At 68.7% G+C, this 16,795-nt stretch carries 14 protein-coding genes; 6 read left to right on the forward strand and 8 right to left on the reverse strand.

Annotated elements, in window-relative coordinates; translation table 11 throughout:
- Window positions 1-251: 251 nt before the first annotated feature.
- Window positions 252-2,456: a GmrSD restriction endonuclease domain-containing protein gene (locus ACWCP0_RS32400; protein WP_451082326.1), complete on the reverse strand. Its 2,205-nt coding sequence runs from the start codon at window positions 2,454-2,456 to the stop codon at window positions 252-254.
- A gap of 550 nt (window positions 2,457-3,006) precedes the next feature.
- The gene (locus ACWCP0_RS32405; protein WP_451082327.1) at window positions 3,007-3,252 is read right to left on the reverse strand and encodes a hypothetical protein; all 246 of its coding nucleotides are present in this window, start codon (window positions 3,250-3,252) and stop codon (window positions 3,007-3,009) included.
- A gap of 443 nt (window positions 3,253-3,695) precedes the next feature.
- On the opposite strand from ACWCP0_RS32405, the gene ACWCP0_RS32410 reads away from it, so the two are divergent.
- The 5 genes from ACWCP0_RS32410 (at window position 3,696) to ACWCP0_RS32430 (ending at window position 8,864) form a co-directional block, all read left to right on the forward strand.
- The gene (locus tag ACWCP0_RS32410; RefSeq protein WP_451082328.1) at window positions 3,696-4,649 is read left to right on the forward strand and encodes an ankyrin repeat domain-containing protein; all 954 of its coding nucleotides are present in this window, start codon (window positions 3,696-3,698) and stop codon (window positions 4,647-4,649) included.
- A 626-nt stretch (window positions 4,650-5,275) separates the two neighbouring features.
- Window positions 5,276-5,623 (forward strand): epoxide hydrolase N-terminal domain-containing protein, encoded by a 348-nt coding sequence (locus tag ACWCP0_RS32415; RefSeq protein ID WP_451082329.1) that lies wholly within the window; start codon window positions 5,276-5,278, stop codon window positions 5,621-5,623.
- A complete protein-coding gene (locus ACWCP0_RS32420; RefSeq protein WP_451082330.1) occupies window positions 5,548-5,796 on the forward strand; it encodes an epoxide hydrolase N-terminal domain-containing protein in 249 nt (82 codons plus the stop codon). The genes ACWCP0_RS32415 and ACWCP0_RS32420 overlap by 76 nt, the downstream gene beginning before the upstream one ends.
- A gap of 76 nt (window positions 5,797-5,872) precedes the next feature.
- Window positions 5,873-6,286, forward strand: a complete 414-nt coding sequence (locus tag ACWCP0_RS32425) for a hypothetical protein (protein ID WP_451082331.1) — start codon at window positions 5,873-5,875, stop codon at window positions 6,284-6,286.
- 106 nt (window positions 6,287-6,392) lie between these two features.
- Window positions 6,393-8,864, forward strand: a complete 2,472-nt coding sequence (locus ACWCP0_RS32430) for a SpoIIE family protein phosphatase (RefSeq protein ID WP_451082332.1) — start codon at window positions 6,393-6,395, stop codon at window positions 8,862-8,864.
- A gap of 149 nt (window positions 8,865-9,013) precedes the next feature.
- On the opposite strand, the gene ACWCP0_RS32435 is transcribed toward ACWCP0_RS32430, so the two are convergent.
- The 6 genes from ACWCP0_RS32435 to wrbA all read right to left on the reverse strand — a co-directional run bounded on the left by ACWCP0_RS32435 (window position 9,014) and on the right by wrbA (window position 14,969).
- A complete protein-coding gene (locus ACWCP0_RS32435) occupies window positions 9,014-9,931 on the reverse strand; it encodes a hypothetical protein (RefSeq protein WP_451082333.1) in 918 nt (305 codons plus the stop codon).
- Complete coding sequence (locus ACWCP0_RS32440; protein WP_451082334.1) at window positions 9,928-12,036, reverse strand: PEP/pyruvate-binding domain-containing protein; 2,109 nt, start codon at window positions 12,034-12,036, stop codon at window positions 9,928-9,930. Before ACWCP0_RS32440 ends, ACWCP0_RS32435 begins: the two co-directional genes overlap by 4 nt.
- Window positions 12,037-12,039: 3 nt before the next feature.
- Entirely contained in the window at window positions 12,040-12,735 is a 696-nt protein-coding gene (locus ACWCP0_RS32445; protein ID WP_451082335.1) for a DedA family protein, read from the reverse strand.
- Between the two features lie 5 nt (window positions 12,736-12,740).
- Window positions 12,741-13,493: a hypothetical protein gene (locus ACWCP0_RS32450; RefSeq protein ID WP_451082336.1), complete on the reverse strand. Its 753-nt coding sequence runs from the start codon at window positions 13,491-13,493 to the stop codon at window positions 12,741-12,743.
- A gap of 514 nt (window positions 13,494-14,007) precedes the next feature.
- Window positions 14,008-14,148: a hypothetical protein gene (locus ACWCP0_RS32455; RefSeq protein ID WP_451082337.1), complete on the reverse strand. Its 141-nt coding sequence runs from the start codon at window positions 14,146-14,148 to the stop codon at window positions 14,008-14,010.
- A 212-nt stretch (window positions 14,149-14,360) separates the two neighbouring features.
- Window positions 14,361-14,969 carry an NAD(P)H:quinone oxidoreductase gene (wrbA, locus tag ACWCP0_RS32460; protein WP_451082338.1) on the reverse strand — a complete coding sequence of 203 codons (609 nt, stop codon included), beginning with the start codon at window positions 14,967-14,969 and terminating at the stop codon, window positions 14,361-14,363.
- A gap of 845 nt (window positions 14,970-15,814) precedes the next feature.
- Here wrbA and ACWCP0_RS32465 point away from each other — a divergent pair.
- A complete protein-coding gene (locus ACWCP0_RS32465) occupies window positions 15,815-16,741 on the forward strand; it encodes an alpha/beta hydrolase (protein WP_451082339.1) in 927 nt (308 codons plus the stop codon).
- The last annotated feature ends 54 nt before the right edge of the window (window positions 16,742-16,795 follow it).

A 16,795-nucleotide genomic window follows, 5' to 3' on the forward strand; every position in this document is an offset into this window, starting at 1 on the left:
CCGCTGCCGTCATCTGGTCAGGACTGACGTTCCGCCCCCGCGCTCGCGGCCGGGCGAGACGGCCTCGCGGCTCCGGCTGGGCCGGCAACTGCGCTCGCCGGAGCGGCTGGCCTGCTGCTGGTGACCGGCCGGTCGGGCAGCCTGCTCGACGACTCGCCCAACGCTGCCGACGATAGTCCGGTGGTCCGTGCGGTGATGCACATTTCATGCGGTTGCCACGGCTGAGGCAAAGCGGTTCGTGCTGCGCGTGCTCAGGTTCTCCGGATGCCGGTAAGTACGCCGTCCCGTTGGGCCTGCGCACGCACGTCGCGCAGGGAGCACCGGGGTCCTTGCGCCGGAGTGATGTGCCAGAACGCCATGCCGGCGCAGCGGCGTGTCCCGCAGACGACCTTCCCGGCTTCGTCTGCGCTGCCGTATCGGTCACCGCTGTCCAGCGTGACGAAGCCTTCCGCGTCGACGGTTGCGGTGTAGCGGATGCCCCGGTGGTCGGCGTCGATCCGCGTGCCCGGAGGCAGGACGCCGGCCCGCATCAGGCGTGCCAGGTCGGTGCGCAGTGCTCCGCGGCGCGCATCAGCGGCGGGCGGAACGTGCGGGGTGGATGCCGGGGTGTTGGTGGTCTGCTCCTTGGGGTGGAATCCGAGGCGCTGCGGGTTCCAGATGTGCGTGCACAGGCGGCGATAGAGTTCGCCGCGAATCTCGACGATCTGTTGGATGGTCTCGTTGCCGAACTCGCGGAAGTGGGACTCGATGCCGTGGCGGGCGACGAAGCCTTTCAGCGTCGGATTGTTCTTGCGGTGCTCGGGGGCAAGGATGGCGGCCAGGGCGTTCTCGCGTGCGTAGCGGCGTCTTTTCACGTCCAGTGGGAGGTCGTTGTAGCTGGCGTTGTCCGGCTGGCGTAGCAGGACCAGGACGCCGAGTCGGGCGCGCCAGGCGCGGAAGGTGACGGCGCTCGGGGTCTCGTGTGTGTGCCGCTCTGGGTGGTTGGCGTACAGGTGCTCGATCTGCCAGGTGCGTTCTCGGCTCAGGTAGTCGGCGATGAGGTCGGGCTTGCCGGTTTCTGTCTCCACGTAGGCGGTCAGCCGGGCCAGCAGGTAGCGGACCTGGGCCTTGTTGTTGCCGCGCATACCGAAGGTGGCGACCTGTTCGAAGGAGTTGTCGGGAAGCTGGGCCGACAGGAGTTCGGACACATCGTCGGGGGTGGCGCAGGTGCGCAGTTGGGGTACGAGGCGGTGGATGTCCGGTTGGAAGTCCTTGGCCTGGACGGGGTCGTCGTTGAGGACGCGTTCCACGTATAGGCGGTCAAGATAGTTGGCGACCAGGGCAGCCTTGGTTTTGGCTTGGGTGTCTGTGTCGTGCGGCTGGATGGGCGCCAGGATGAGGGCCATCTGGTTGGTCAGTCCGTTGGCTTCGTTGTAGAACAGGGCTGACAGGCCGTGCTGGTGGTAGGGCTGTTTGCTGGCGTGCAGGAATGTTCTGTGGTGCTCGGCGAGGCGGATCAGGTCTTCGACGAAGCGGAAGTAGTCGTCGGGTTGGCGCAGCCCGATCCGCTTGCTGTTCTTGCGGATCCAGATGTTCAGCGCTGCATCGATGTCTTCGCTGTCGGACGTCTCGTTCTCGCCCACGGTGGCGTAGCGGGCCAGGAGCGCGGACTTGAGGAATCTGCGTGGGGCGTCGGTGTCTCCGCGGACACCGGTCAGCTCGGCAAGCATGCGGCGCCAGGCTTCGTTGAGCTTCTCCTCACCTGTTCTCACGTTGGACAGCAGGTAGCTCTTGACGAGGTCCACAGGTGTCAGACGGGCGCCGCGATCGTTCATCGACTCGAAGATGCGGAAGCCGCTGTCGCGGCTGGGGGCACGGATGCCGACCATGATCACCTTGGATAGCAGCCAGTCGACGAACGCCTGGCAGTGCTCTGCCTCGAGGTGTTCCTCGAGGAGGTCGCCGATCTGCTGGCTGCGTTCGTGCAGGTTGCGTACCGACAGCGAGGCTCCGGCGGTTACCTCGTAGGGCCGTTCCCTATAGAGGGCTTCGAGAGCATCCTGGCGCTCTTCGATGTCGAGGCGGAACTGGGGGCGGTTGCCACGACCGAAATCAGTGATCACCCGGTCGAGCTTGCTGACGACATCGCGAAATCCCCAGGCCCGGGCTGACTGATAGAGGTGCAGGAACAGCAGGTGCAAGGTGGTGAAGCGCTGCTGTCCGTCGACGAGGAACCGCATGTGCGGAGACTGCTGGATGTAGACGAAGGGGCCGAGGAAGAAGTCGTCCGCGTCGCGCTCGTGCAGACGCCCCTCCCGGGCCAGCCGGTCGAACGCCGCAAAGAGGTCGCTCACCAAGGTGCGCACGTCCTCCGCCGACCACGCGTACTCGCGCTGGTAGTACTCAATGCAGTAGGTGGCCTCACCGAACAGTCTCTTCAGGTCAAAGGTGATTCCCTCGATCGACGCAGCTCCCATGCCCACCCCTGTTCACCCCGGCCCACGCGCCAACTTCCCCTGCTGACGCTTCACTTAGCGTAAGGAAGCGATCCCATGACGTGAACCTCTCGGATACCCCGGTCTGATATATCCGCGCAGACGCGCAAGCCGGCATGGGAATGCCCGCTGCCCCTCCCCGCGCGCGCTCACCGCTCTCGAGCGTGTCTCACACGGGTGTGCTGAGATCGCGGTCGGCCGACCGGAGCCCGGATCCGAGCGAGACGAGGCGCTGCTGTAAGCCCCGGCTCCAGCAGCAATGCATGGGGATCGGTCACCGAGCCGGAGGCAGGTGGCCCCAGGTGCTCTGGGCAGGCTTCACCAGCTCGTCAATATGGTCGTCACGGCTTTCGCCGACACGGCCGCCGTCGACTCGACAGCCTCGTGCTCGGTCACGTTCTCACTAGTCATCGATGCAGCTTTCATGATTGGGAGTTACACCGACCGATTTACTCCCCTGGAGCGACAGTGCAGTCGGGTGAGCTGGCACCTGCGCTCCGGCCCAGACCCGCTGGAGCCGCTGGCAGGCGATTCATCGGGTTGCGGTCTCCCCTATGTGCTGCTGGACGGCCTCGTCAGAGGGGTGGCGGGTGGGAGAGTGAGCACCTCCTTGGTCTCTTTCGCGGCCATCCTGGCGCGTGGGGAGACGGCTGGGGCCGGCGGGGTGGTTGGCCGCTGCGGTCAGCAGGGTGTTGATCCGGTGGGCGAAGTCAGGGCCGGGCATGGGCAGATCCATCTCGGGCTCGCGGAGGTAGCCGACGGCAACCGCCGTGGGCATGTAGGCCATGAGCTTGGTGACTGCAGCTGATCGAGGGCGGGCTGTGTGCCGGCCGAGATGGCGCAGGACGCTCAGCCTCGTCGAGGTGGAGGTTTCCAGCCGGGCTGGTGATCCCGTGGATCGTCGGCTCGGACGCCGCGGGACGCTGGCTCGCTGACCTAACCGGGTTGGTGTAGCACGCCGTGAGTACGGGCATCGGACGCTGATCCCCACGCATTTCGGGCGGGGAAAGTTGACGATCAGATGGTTCGTGTCACTGAAGTTTGAGCGGAGCAGGAGTCGAAGGCGGTGAAGGGACATGCCGACCGCGCAGCCGCGTACACGGATCGCGATCTCGTGTCGTTGATCTGAAGCCTCTGGGTGGGGTGGGGCTGTTGTCGGACCTAGGTGCGAGCCTGTGACGGTGAGGCTCGTGGGAGCCGTTCGATCGGTGTTGGAGGGACATGGTGCAACACGATGGCTGGGCCGGCATGGGCTGGGACTGGACGGACCACGAGGACATCCGGCGGCGCCTCGACCAGGGTGCCGACCCGGAGAGGTGGAGCGGGGGGCGGCCGTTGCACCAGGCGGCGGTGTTCGGCTCTCCGGAGGTGGTCACCGAGCTGGCACGACGGGTTGCGGACGTGAACGCGCTGGAGAACGGAGTCACGGCGGTGTGGGAGGCCATCGTGTCCCGGAAGCCGGACAATGCGCGGGCCCTGGCTGCCGCCGGGGCTGATCCGTGGCAACCGCTGATCGGCGGCTGGTCACCGGGGCGGCTGAGTCTGGCCGGGCCGACGCCCGATCTGTTCACCGTGCCGGCCGGTGTGCGCCTGACCGATGCCGAGCGCGCGGCAGCCGAGGAGGCCACGCGGCTCATCGGAGCGCTGGGCAGCTTCGACTACGAGGGCACGGGGCTCGCCTGCGTGGGCGGGATCGACGCAGCCGAAACAGTACGCCGATTGGAGGCGACGCCGGCACAGGATGAGGTGATCGATGAGCTGCTGGAGGCCCGATACGCGGACGAGACGGATGAGACCTTCCGGATCATCGGTGTGACGTCCGTGCCGGGCGGCTGCGTCGTGACCCAGCCATGGGGGTACGCGCCGCACATGCCGGGCGTGATGAGTCGGCTGTCCGCCGGGACCGTCTGCTACGGCCTGTACGCCAACCCCAAGAGCGGCGACCAGGGCAGCATCGCCCGCGACGGGGCCATGGAGGACTGGGACCTGCGCCCCGGCGGCGGGCCGGGCGAGGGCGACACCGCGGAGGAGGTCCTCGCCTCATATCTCTACCAGCACAACGCGGTGGCCTTCTCCTGCTCCTTCGCAGGACTGCGGATGACTGACGCACGCGCGGTCATCGGCCCCCCCGACCTGTGGGTCCAACTGCCACAACGCGACTACTGGGAAGACTGACACCGGCGAGGCCGCCCCGGGGCCTGGAAGCCGTCGTCCGGCAACCGTACCGGCGGGGCGGGCGGCGAGGTGCGCGAGGACGCGTTCGTTGCCGACATCACCGGTCTGCCCGGCTTTCGCAACAGGCCCGTCGCCGCATCGCCGAAGTGGAAGCGGGGCTCACCATCCATCGTCGAGCCGCCGAACTGCTCGGAGTGTCCCCAAGAGACGCTACGCGGCCATCGCTGTGATGGCCTCCGAGAAGCTGCCGATCCTGCTGGCCACGAGGGTCCTCCGCGTGGCTGAGTCCGGCTACTACGCCTGGCACGCCAGGCCGTGCCGAGGATGCGCTTCCAGTCGGAGCGATCAAAGTGCGGGCCGCGTAGGCGAAGGCGGCGATGCAGCGCCCGCGCCGCCGCCGGTCCCCCTGGGCCACCGACCACGCCCCGATAACTTCAAAGATTCTTCCCAATGAACCAAGAACAACTAACTAGACCTTTTGTCTCATTCCACGCATCGTAAGAGATGTGAACGCACGCACCGGCTCCCGCGGCTCCCTCGACCGGCACATGCCCTAGTCCGGCGGGGCGGCCCATCCGTCCTCGCGGACCTGCGGACGCTGACGTGCATCGGCTGCACCGGCAGCCGTGCATCCTGCCCGTTCACAGGGCCACCGACACGACCGATCAGCCGTCGCCCGAAAGCCCAACTCGCCCCACCTTGCACGGCGAAGTCGAACACCCCCAGGAGGTTCACCATGTCCGAAATATTCCCGCCGTGCTCCCGACGTCCAGTCGGCCGCAGCGGCCGAAAGGGGATCCGGCTCCGGTTCGGCAGCGGGCGGGAGCATCTGCCCCTTCCGCGTCCATTTCCCGGAGAAGGATCTGGTCGACCTCCGTCGGCGCATCACCTCGGCACGGTGGCCCGAACAGGGGACCGCCCAAGACCAGTCTCAGGGCACGCGGCTCGCGACGATGAAGGAACTCGCGCGCTAGTAGGCGTCGGATTACGACTGGCGCAAGGTCAAGGCGAAGCTGTACGCCCTGCCGCAGTCATCACCGAGATCGACGGCCTGGACATCCACTTCATCCACGTCCGCTCGAAGCACGAGAACGCTCTGCCGCTCATCGTCACGCACGAGGGCCCGGCTCGATCATCGAGCAGCTGAAGATCATCGAACCGCTCACCAACCCCACGGTATACGGCGCAAAGGCATCGGACGCGTTCCTCTGGTGATCCCGTCGATGCCCGGCTACGGCTTCTCGGGCAAGCCCACCACGACCGGCTGGGGCCCCGACCGCACTGCACGTGCTTGGGCGTCACCACCTGGGCCGTCTCCCGGGCATTCGCCCCTCCTCGCCCGCAAGGGCGGCGGCGCGCTGGTGAAAATGCTGTTGCTGGCGTCCTGGGCCGGGCAGCCTCTGTTCCCCGGCTATGCCGCCTCCAAGGCAGCACAGTGGTCCCTGACCGACGCCGGCTATGTGGACACCGACCTCAGCGCTTGGACGGCCGCGCCGAAGATCAGCGCGGCCGACGTGGCCGAGCAGACCGTCCAGGCCCTGGCCAACGACCAGATCGAAGCCCTCGCCAAAGAAGAAGCCAGGCAGAAGTCAAGGCCGCCCTGTCGCAGCCCCTCAATCCCGAACCCCCGCACGTGAAACACCGTCCGTCCGTTGCCCAGCGGGGCACCCGCCACCCGGCACCGGACAGCGCGCACGCAGCACTCGGCGAACCTCGCCCCGGGGGACACCGAAGGAATGACCGATGGACAGCTCTGCACAATCAGCACCCATCACAGCTCAGCCGGCCTTCCAGACCGCCCGCGCGGCGATAGCCCTGCTCGACGCGGAAGGGACGGTGGTCGGGTGGACGCAAGCCGCCCAGCGGCTGGTCGGCTACTCGGCCGCGGAAGTCGTGGGCCGGTCCGCTCCCGTCCTGCTGGCGGCTGCTGAAGACCGGGCGAAGGCCTCGGCGTTCGCCAAGCCGGGCGCTGCCCCCTCCCGCTGGTCCGGCTTCACCACGGTCCGCCACCGCGACGGCCGCAGGATCGACGTGCGCCTGTGCGTGCAGTCACTGTCCGGACAGGACGGCCGGGCCCGGTGGATCGTGTCGGCGACCGACAAGGCCACGCTTCCCTCGCGAGCGACGGACGGACCTGGGGTGGAGTCGCTCCCGACTGCGGTGCACCTGCCGAGGCACCTGCCGACCGGTGTCGTGATACGCGACACCGAGCTGCGCTGCACCTGGGGGAACGACACCCAGGGCTTCAGGGACGGCATCCCCCTCCAACAGCGGCTGGGCCGCAGGCTGACGGAGGCGGCGCCCGGCCCGCAGGCCGAAATGCTCGAGGCGCTGATGTGCCAGGTGCTGGAGAGCGGCGTCCCGGCGATCAACGTGGAGTTCCGGGCGTTCGTGCCGCCGCATGTGCGCCATGAACCTACGTTCTTGGCCTCCTTCTTCCGCCTTGACGGCGCAGAGGGCCGTGCGCTGGGCGTGTGCGTCGTGAGTGTGGATGTCACCGACAGCCGGCGGGCGTGCGAGCGGCTGGCGGTCCTGGGCGAGGCCGGCAAGCGAATCGGAACCACCCTGGATGTCATGCGGACCGGGCAGGAACTGGCCGATCTGGCGGTGCCGCTGCTCGCGGACTACGCCACCGTGGACCTGGCGGAGTCGGTCTCGTTCGGCGAGGAGCCGCCGGCGCGCCTGGTCCCGCAGGGCGGACCCGTCCCCGCCTTCCGCCGTGCGGGCCTCGCGTCGGTCCACCCGGGGGCCCCGGAGTCTCTGTTTGCGCAGGGAGAGTCTGAGCTCGTCCCCCCGGCGTCGCCCTTCGCGGGTGTGCTGCGCTCCGGGAAGTCCCATTTCGAGCCGGTGCTGGACACCTCCCCCAGTACGTGGCTGGATCACCACGACGCGGCGCGGGCGGCGATCCGCGAGCACGCTATGCACTCGTTGATGGTCGTCCCGATCCGCGCGCGGGGGGCGGTGCTGGGCGTGGCGGTGTTCGTGCGGAGTCGGGATCGTCTGCCGTTCGCGGAGGACGACCTTCTCTTGGCTGAGGAACTCGTCAGCTGGGCCGCGCTGTCCTTGGACAACGCCCGCCAGTACGCGCGCGAACGCTCCGCGGCCTTGGCCCTGCAGCGCCAACTGCTCCCCCACCACGCAACGGGTGGGCTGGCCGCCGACGTGGCCTGGCGTTACCTGCCCGCCGACAGCCACCATGGCGTCGGCGGAGACTGGTTCGATGTGATCGAGCTGTCCGGCGCCCGTGTGGCCCTGGTCGTCGGCGACGTGGTCGGGCACGGCATCAATGCCGCCGCCACCATGGGCCAACTCCGCACCGCCGTACGCACGCTCGCGAACATGGACCTGCCCCCCGAGGAAGTGCTCGCCCGCCTCGACGACACTGTCACCGGCCTCGCCGAGGAAGACGCCGACCCCCAGGACCTGGCGACCACAACCATGACCGCCACGTGTCTGTACGCCGTGTACGACCCGGTCACCCGCCGGTGCACGATGGCGCGGGCCGGCCACCCACCGCCCGCGATCATCGATCCGCACGGCGGCGTCACCTTCCCCGAACTGCCCACCGGAGCCCCGCTCGGCGTCGGCATGGTCCCCTTCGAGTCCGTGGAACTGGAGCTGCCCGAGCACACCGTGCTCGCCTTCTACACCGATGGTCTGATCGAGGCTCGCGATCACGACATCGGCGTCGGCATGGCCCGCCTCGCTGTCGCCCTGGCCAGGCCCGGCCTGCCGCTGGAGGACCTCTGCACGTCCGTGGTGGACACGCTGCCCACCAAGGCATCGAGCGACGACGTCACGCTGCTCCTCGCCCGGACCCACGCACTCGGACCGGACCAGGCCGCCTCCTGGCAGCTTCCGGGCGACCCGGCCGTCGTCAGCAGCGCCCGTGCCCTTGCCGCCAACCAGCTGAACCAGTGGGGTCTGGAGCACCTGGTCGAGACCACGGAACTGATCGTCAGTGAACTGGTCACCAACGCCATCCGTCACGGCACCGGCCCGCTCCACCTGCGCCTTATCCGACACAAGATGCTGACCTGCGAGGTCTCCGACTCCAGCAACAGCTACCCGCGCCTGCGCCACCCCTGCACCACCGACGAGAACGGCCGCGGCATCCTCCTCGTCACGCAGCTCTCCCGCAGATGGGGAACCCGCTACAACACACCGAACGGCAAAATCATCTGGGCCGAACAGCAACTCACGCCCGGACCATGACACCAACCGGCCGGGATCACCACACGCGCCGGTGGCCGCAGCCCACGCCCGGGAGGACCTGCTGAGCGGCACCCGGCCTGGTACACCCTCCATCGCTGTCGGCGCGCGGGCACGTCAGCCCGTCTGCGTGTTGGGCCCGGCGACACGCCTCAGTCCCGGGATTCGGCCTGTCCTTCCCCGAGGACGACCGCGCTGGTGCGGTTGGTGTTGGCGTCCTCGATGCAGCCGCGCAGGCGCATCAGGTCGTGCGAGGGCAGGGCCGGGCGGATGATGCCGATGTAGACGCCGTCGTGCATGCGGTTGAGGGTGGCGTTGTCGTTGAGGGCGGCGGTGGATCGGCGGCAGGTCTCCCACAGGTCATTTGCGGCGAGTTGGACGACCTGGAGACTGTCGTCACCGCGGGTCTCGACCTCAAAGACCATGGTTGTGCTCGCCGCGTCGGGCGCATGTTCGGGACGGGTCTGGGTGGCGTCCGCCAGGGTGGACCACAGCGGCGGCACCAGCAGCAGGCCGCCTACTGCCGTCGCCAGGGCGCGCGTCTTGCGTCCGGCGCGGGCGGGCTGTATCGCCGGTCGGTCCTGCAACGGAAGCGTTGCGGTGACCGGTGGGGCGGTCAGGGCGGCCAGCCGTCCGGTCAGGCGGTGTTCGGCTCCCGGCCGGATGGTGGCGCCTGCGACCTTCTGGATGACCACCGCGAGACCGGAGAGCGCCGCGCCGGCCACCATCAGCACGGGTACGAACACGAACGTGCGGTGAGTGCCGTTCAGTTCCGTCATGTCAGCCGAGGAGAGCCAGGTGAAGCGGTTCGACGCTGGCGTCCGGGTCTGCTCCAGCCGCTTGCGTACGTCGTCCATGCGGGCGTCCGACCGCTCCAGCCGGTTCTCCAGCCGGGAGACTTGGCTGAGCAGCAGAACGGTGGCAAGGAAGACTTCGACGACGAGGAGCAGGACTCCGGAGATCAGGGCCCGTTGCCATTCCCAGCGGATCAGGTAGAGCACGGTGTAGTAGCCGGCGTAGACGGCTGACAGACCGCCGAAAGCGTATCCGAGCGGTTTGATGGCTTTCATACCGCCGACTCCTGTCGCGTGGTGGCGACTCTTAGTGCCGCTTGGGGGATGGTGTCGCGCACGTTCACCGCTCCGGTCCCTCCGTCGACGGTCAGGAACGTTCCGCCGGGGAAGCGGTCCACCGCTCCCGGTACGCCGACGGCGGTTGGGACCCGGTATTCGCGGGCGAGTACGGCGAGGTGGGACAGGGCGCTGCCGGTTTCTGCGACGAGGCCGGCCAGGCCGGGGAGCAGCGGTGCCAGGGCGGGGTCCAGGGTCCGGACCACCAGCACGGGACGGTCGGGGCGTTCGCCGTGACCGTTCCAGGCGGTGCCGTCGCCGAAGCCGCCGCCCGCTCCCTGACCTTCGTTGGGCGTCCTGCGCCCGGGCGGCAGTTGGGCCACAGGGTTGCCCTTGGCCAGTCGGAATGCCGCGGGCAGCGGTCCGGTGTCCGGCTGCGGCAGCCGCTCGGCGAGATCGGTCGGCAGATCCCCGCCCTCTGCGGCCCGCACCAGTTCCTCCCAGCGCATCAGGACCACGCGGGACGAGCCGAGGTGGCATGGGCCGGCTTGGAGTCGGTGTGCCAGTTCGCGAACCATGCGTGTCTGTAGCTCGTGTACCCAGCGGATACGCAGGCGCAGCCCTTCGCGCACCGGCAGGGCGCCCACACCCCGCGGCGCGGTGGTCCACCGGGTGTGCTCCGGGAGGGTTGCCCGGTCGCCGAGTGTGGGCGGCAGGAGGGCCAGCAGGACTGGGTGGCGTGCGATGAGCTGCTCGTCGCTCAGTCCCCGGGCGCGGCCTTCGGCCAGCTCGGCGAGCGCCTCACCTGCGGCCGTGGTGCCGGGACCGGCGCCGAGCAGCGCGCTCGCCAGGGACTCCTGGGCGTGCAGCGAGGACAGCACCTGCCGGCCCCAGGCGACGGCGTCCAGCAACTGGCCACTGAGCATGTCTTTGGGCGGCGGGAAGTCGGCCAGCGCACGGTCCACGTCCGCCATCAGGTCGAGCGCCAGCAGCGGTAGCGCCGAGCGCAGCCGGCCCACGCGCCAGGCCGCTGACGCGCGCCGTGCCCCTGGGGCCGGGTTGATGCGGTGCAGGACAGGGTGCGCGGACGGTACGACGCCCAGCAGCCGCAGATCGGCGGCGACCCGTCCCTTCACGGTGGCCAGCACCGGCAGCTTGCGCAGCTGGCGGCGGGACGCCGCCTGGGCGATGTCGAGGGCGACGGTGAGACCGTGGGACATCGGCGTCACCCACAGGTCCTCCTCCAGCGCCTGGAGCACGCCGGGAAGGGTCTCGGCGACCGGACCGGGGCCCAGCAGCCGCGCACCGCGCGGCGGGCGCTCGGCCATCGCGGTGATGGGACGCGCCTGGAACAACCACAGCCGCCCTCCCGCGTCGTAGCCGAACTCCATGTCCTGCGGCCCGCCGAACACCCGCTCGGTCTTCCTGGCCAGCGCCACCAGCCAGGTTGTCTGCCGGCGCGAGAGCAGCCGGTTGCCGCGAGGTTCGGCCGGATCAGTCCGCACCAGCCGGGCACGGCGGGTCAGCTGGTAGCGCACCCCTTGCGTGCTGCCGTCGACCAGCTGGTCTGGACCGCCGCGGACCGCGCTCACCAGGATCCGGTCGGTACGTCCCTCGACCGGATCGGCACCGAACATCACCCCGCCGACGGCCGAGTTGAGCATCGGCTGCACCAGCACCGCCATCCCGTCGTCCGGCGGCACGTTATCGGGTAGTCGCAGGGGCCGTACCCGCCGGGAGGAATCGAGCACGGTCTGCACCGCGGTCGTGAACTTCTCCCACCCCCGCACGTCCAGCACCGACTCGAAACGTCCCGCCATTGAGGAGTCCTCGGTGTCCTCGTGCACCGATGAGGACCGCACGACCACAGGCCGCTCCTGCCCCTGCGCCCCGGCCAACGCCCGCCAGGCGGAGCGCACCGCCTCCTGCCCGTCGGGTGCCCCGGGCACCCGCTCGGCAGGCACCAGCACGAACCCTGGCAGCACGGGCAGCCCCGCCACGGCCGCGCGGGCCAGATTTGCGGCCTTCTCACCGGTGACGGAGGGGTCCTTGGCCCATTCGGAGTCCAGCGGTACCACCGCGAACTTCGCGCCCTTGAATCCCATGGCCTACTTCTCCTTCGAATACATGAACACGTGCATCGATTCCTGCTCGGGAGCCCGCGGGGGCCCTCCGGACACCACCACCGAGGACCTGGCCCGCCCAATGCGGCGGCGGCGCGAGAGAATCCGTATGCCGACGACGATCGCCACGGCCACGGCCACGGCGGCGAGCGCGGCAGCGCCGGCCAGACCGGCCGAGTGCAGAAGCTCGGTGGCGGCCGCACCGGCGAAGTAGCCGAGGAGCACGTTGCCGACGCCCCAGACCAGCGACGCGGCAGTGCTGTAGAGGAAGAAGCGGCGGTACGGCATGCCGGACGCCCCGGCGGCGAACGGCAGGAACGTCCGTACGAAACCGACGAACCGTCCCGTGAACACCGCCGCCCCGCCATGGCGGACCAGGAAGGCCTGGGCCCGTCCGAACCGACGGCCGGACCGCATCCAGCCCACCAGCCGCGCACGTGGGCGCCGCGCACACCAGCGGCCCAGCGCATAGCCGAGACTGTCACCGACCATGCCCCCGGCCACCACGACAGCGGCAAGTACCAGGGGATTCAGAACTCCGCGGTTCGCGGACGCGAGAAGGATAATCGTCTCACCGGGCACCAGCAGACCGATGAAAGCGCCGGTCTCGCCGGCCGTCACCGCGAACACGACGGCGTACGACCACCATCCGGCCGCCTCGATCAGGGCATCGATACGCATGACTGTCAGCCCGCCTGCCGCAGCGGTACGAGATCCGCATCGGCCCGTGGCTCCAACGCCCCGCCACGGTGCCGGGACGAAACCATGCCCGCCTCCGGCTCCGCGGCGCGCAAGGCGCCCACGGCCGAGCGCCGCCGCACTCGGTCCCGATCCTGGAAATGCCCCGCGGCGTACCACGCCAGAAGCGGCACACCCGCAGCCAACAGAGCGCCAAGCAGGTGGTGGTCCGCGGTCAGTACCGATGCCGCGACTGCGGACAGCGCGATCACCATCACTGCGCCCCGTGCCGCGAGCCCCGAGGCGGTGGCCACCACTGCCAGCGCCATCAGCAGGTACCAGCTTGCATGCACACCGGGCAGCGCCAGGTAATCACGGACAAGGGACATCTCACGCACCGGCAAACTTTGGATTGAGGCGGAGACGGAGACGGCTACACCAGGTGCGCTGGACAGCAGCAACGCGATAGCGCCGCGCACATAGACCGCATGGTGGCGGTGGGCCAGCCAGAGCAAGGTCAGTGCCATCAAGGGCAATGGGACGACGGCGTGAATCCGAGCCAGTACGTGCGCGGTGTCCTGCCCGAACGTCGCCCAGCTTTCTGCCATGGCGGCCCCCATGCACACGAGCGCGGTCGCCGCTGCACCCGTCGATCCGCGCCGCAGGCTCGACCGCACTACTTCTCCCGTCGTAATCCGGCTGGGGATCGGCTTGCGTCGCGTGCGCCGGATGCGATGGGCCCAGGCGGCGACAGAGCTCATCGGACCCCTCCGGATCCCAAAACAGGGCCGGAGTTGCCGGATCCAGCGGGGACGGTGGCGGGATTGAGACGATGTGTTCCGGCCGCCACCCACAACGGCATGGCTCCCTTGCCCTTCTGCTCCGCCGTGCAATGTGACGAGCATGCGACGGCCCTCATGGATACGGATGGGTTCACGGTGATGGTCCTCTTCAGATTTCCTGTAAGCGAGGGCATGTCGGGCGCAGCGTCCCGGTGCCCGGACACGATTCCCGGACTGGTCAGGGTGATGGACGAGGACATGGTCGGGGTGCCGTCGCCGCACGTGCACCGGGGCGCGTTGCTCGAACCAGGCAACGCGCCCCTTGATCAGGTGAAGTCGACGCCGCCGTCGAACAGCAGCGAGGTAGCCGTCGGAGAAGGGAACGCCACCATGGCGGCGATGCCCTCCGGCCTGCCCCGCCTCGGCGCGCATACCGACGCGAGCACCCGCTCCCGCCACTCCTCGGTGTGCCTTGGACGCGGCCATGGTGAAATCACGCCGGGGACAGGAGGTTGACCCAGACGACTCGCTTGCCGCCGAAGGTGGCGGTGTGCCGCATGAGTTCGATCAGGCCGCTCTTCGCGGCCTGATAGGCGCCGCCCACGGTCTCGCCCATCCATACCGAGCTCGGCATTGTGTTGACGATGGAACCGGGAGCCCTGATTGATCATGATCAGCAGGGCATACCGGAGACCGTGAGCGGCGCTCACGCGAGCGAATCAGCGGCTGGTGTAGCCCGCATCCACGGGGAGGGTGACGCAAGACCCAGGCGAAAAGATTGTCGCGACCTTTCCCCGAGCGCGAGAGCCCTTGGCTGCGCCTCGGGTAGCGAGTGCGGTCGCCGTACTAGCGCGCGCCTGCCCGCAGCCGCGCCGCGATCGTCGCCAGGCGCTCGCCCTGGTAACGGGCGGCCTCGAGGGTCTCCTCGCCAGGAGCGCCAGCGCTGCCGGCGTGCGAGGTGCCGTACGGGTTGCCGCCCGCGCCGTACACCACCGGGTTGGTGAAGCCCGGCGAGACGATGATCGAGCCCCAGTGGTGGAACGTGTTGCAGAGGGCGAGCAGCGTGGACTCGTTGCCGCCGTGCGCGTTGTGAGCGCTGGTGAAGCCGGTGGCCGGCTTGTCGGCCATGACGCCCTGCTGCCACATCCCGCCCGTGGTGTCGAGGTACTGCTTCAGCTGCGCCGCGATATTGCCGAAGCGCGTCGGCGACCCCAACGCGTACGCGTCCGCCCAGGCCAGATCATCCAGCGTTGCGACGTCGACCACGTCCTTGGTGGCCTCGACGTGCTCACGCCACGCCGGATTGGCGTCGATGGCCGCGTCCGGCGCCAGCTCCGGCACACGGCGCAGCCGGACCTCGGCGCCGGCCTTCTCCGCGCCTTCGGCGACGGCCTTGGCAAGGTGGTGCACGTTTCCGGTCGAGGAGTAGTAGATGACAGCGACCTTGGCATTCATGATGAAGCCCCTTCCCAGGGAGAGATAACCGGATATCTGCGGCCGTTCCTGTTTTCCGGCGCCATCTCATGGTGGGGTGCGGACTGCCGCCTCGGTAATCTGCTACATGACCTAGTTTCCGATGGGGAGATGCCGTTCTTCCTAAGTAACCTGACATGCCTGACGGTTACTTCTGGTCAAGCGTTACGGCCAGTACTGATCGACAGCACCCACATCCGGGGGCTTGGGGCCGGACGGCCCCGGTCAAGGGGGGCTCCGCAGTCCCCGCAGGCGCCACCTCCAAGGTCGCGCCCGACCAGATCTCAGCCAGCAAGCACCCACTCCACCGCATGGGGTGTAGAGCACGAAGAGGATTCCTCAGAGCACCCAGCGATCATCCAGCGCTTCCGCCCGAAAACGATGCCGACACTGCGGGATCAGCAGCAGTTGACGCGATCGTCGCCGACAAGCAAGTCATCGTCAGCCAAAGCCTTAAGTGGAGAGCACAATCCCTCACACGCAGACAGCCGATAGCGGCTGCGGGGCATGTCGACTCGCGCTGCGATACGGGCGTCGAGAAATCAAAGGCCGTGCATAGCGCCACTGGCGGCATCGTAAAGGTCAAGCGGAGGGCCGTTGTCACAGTGGCGATCAGTTGCTTCGGCGTCCGCGGCAGTGGTGTGTCCGAGAAAGTGCGCCGAGGGTCCACAGTCACATGACCGATGCGCAGATGCTCCCGCGGGAGTTGCATCGCAAGCAGTTCCGCGCCTACGCAGAGCTGCGGCCGTTGACGATCAATGGGAGTAGCCGTTGGCGTTGAATTCCCGTGCCTGTGCGCGGGGCCCTCACCCGTCAAGGAGTGTGTGATGCCTGATTATGTCTTCCCTTCAGAGGAACCTGTTTTCCAGCCAGCCGCTCGCGAGTTCGCCGAGGCGACCGCATCCCCGCCGTTCCCTGTAGATCTGGGATCGGTGCAGGGACACGAGGCGCTGGAGGAGGCGCAGTCCGGAGAACTTGACAAGCCTGAGGTGGACGAGAACTGGGTCGCGGTCTCCGGCGGACCGAAGGGCAGCGTCGCGGTGCGCATCCTGCGCCCCAAGGGGGTCGTCAGCCTGCTGCCCGCCGTCCTGTACGTCCATGGTGCCGGTTGGGACTTCGACAGCGGGCACACGCACGACCGGCTGGTGCGTGAGTTGGCGGTGGGCGCGCGGGCCACCCTCGTCTTCCCCGATTACATGCTGTCCCCCGAGGCGCGCTACCCCATCGCTTTGGAGGAGTGCTATGCGGTAGCCCGATGGGTGACGAGTCAGGGAGCCAACCACGGCATCGACCCCACACGGCTGGCCGTCGCCGGAGACTTGGTGGGCGGCAACATGTGCGCGGTCCTGACGCTGCTGGCCAAGGAACGCGGGGACGTCTCGTTCATCCAGCAAGTGCTCTTCTATCCCGTCACCGACGCAAACTTCGATACCTGCTCCTGCCACCAGTCCGCCGAGGGCTATTTCGCGCGCCGCGACGCCGCCACGGCTAGCCCGCTGAGGGTCACCGAGCACCAGCTCACCGGTCTGCCCCCGGCGCTCGTCATCACCGCGGAGGCTGGCGTCCTGCGGGACGAAGGTGAGGCGTACGCCGCGAAGCTGCGCGCCGCAGGAGTGGCGGTCACCGCGGCCCGGTGCGGCGGGACCGTACACGACTGCGCCACGCTCAACGCGCTGCCGTCGACACACGCGGCCCGCGGGGCGATCGCTCAGGCCGTCGCCACGCTGAGGCAGGCGTTCGGCACCGATGTGTGACCTATCCGAGTCCGCCGCCGGATCACTCTCCGCCTGCGCGAGCCACAGCGCCTC

It is taken from the genome of Streptomyces sp. NPDC001970 (assembly GCF_053594115.1).

Excerpts from the sequence above, each read along its gene's own strand:
- ACWCP0_RS32455 (WP_451082337.1), bottom strand. The coding sequence starts at position 14,148 with ATGCCGAGCTCGGTATGGATGGGCGAGACCGTGGGCGGCGCCTATCAG.
- ACWCP0_RS32440 (WP_451082334.1), bottom strand. The coding sequence starts at position 12,036 with ATGGGATTCAAGGGCGCGAAGTTCGCGGTGGTACCGCTGGACTCCGAA.
- ACWCP0_RS32450 (WP_451082336.1), bottom strand. The coding sequence starts at position 13,493 with ATGAGCTCTGTCGCCGCCTGGGCCCATCGCATCCGGCGCACGCGACGC.
- wrbA (WP_451082338.1), bottom strand. The coding sequence starts at position 14,969 with ATGAATGCCAAGGTCGCTGTCATCTACTACTCCTCGACCGGAAACGTG.
- ACWCP0_RS32400 (WP_451082326.1), bottom strand. The coding sequence starts at position 2,456 with ATGGGAGCTGCGTCGATCGAGGGAATCACCTTTGACCTGAAGAGACTG.
- ACWCP0_RS32430 (WP_451082332.1), top strand. The coding sequence starts at position 6,393 with ATGGACAGCTCTGCACAATCAGCACCCATCACAGCTCAGCCGGCCTTC.
- ACWCP0_RS32405 (WP_451082327.1), bottom strand. The coding sequence starts at position 3,252 with ATGCCCACGGCGGTTGCCGTCGGCTACCTCCGCGAGCCCGAGATGGAT.
- ACWCP0_RS32425 (WP_451082331.1), top strand. The coding sequence starts at position 5,873 with ATGCCCGGCTACGGCTTCTCGGGCAAGCCCACCACGACCGGCTGGGGC.
- ACWCP0_RS32445 (WP_451082335.1), bottom strand. The coding sequence starts at position 12,735 with ATGCGTATCGATGCCCTGATCGAGGCGGCCGGATGGTGGTCGTACGCC.
- ACWCP0_RS32465 (WP_451082339.1), top strand. The coding sequence starts at position 15,815 with ATGCCTGATTATGTCTTCCCTTCAGAGGAACCTGTTTTCCAGCCAGCC.
- ACWCP0_RS32435 (WP_451082333.1), bottom strand. The coding sequence starts at position 9,931 with ATGAAAGCCATCAAACCGCTCGGATACGCTTTCGGCGGTCTGTCAGCC.
- ACWCP0_RS32410 (WP_451082328.1), top strand. The coding sequence starts at position 3,696 with ATGGTGCAACACGATGGCTGGGCCGGCATGGGCTGGGACTGGACGGAC.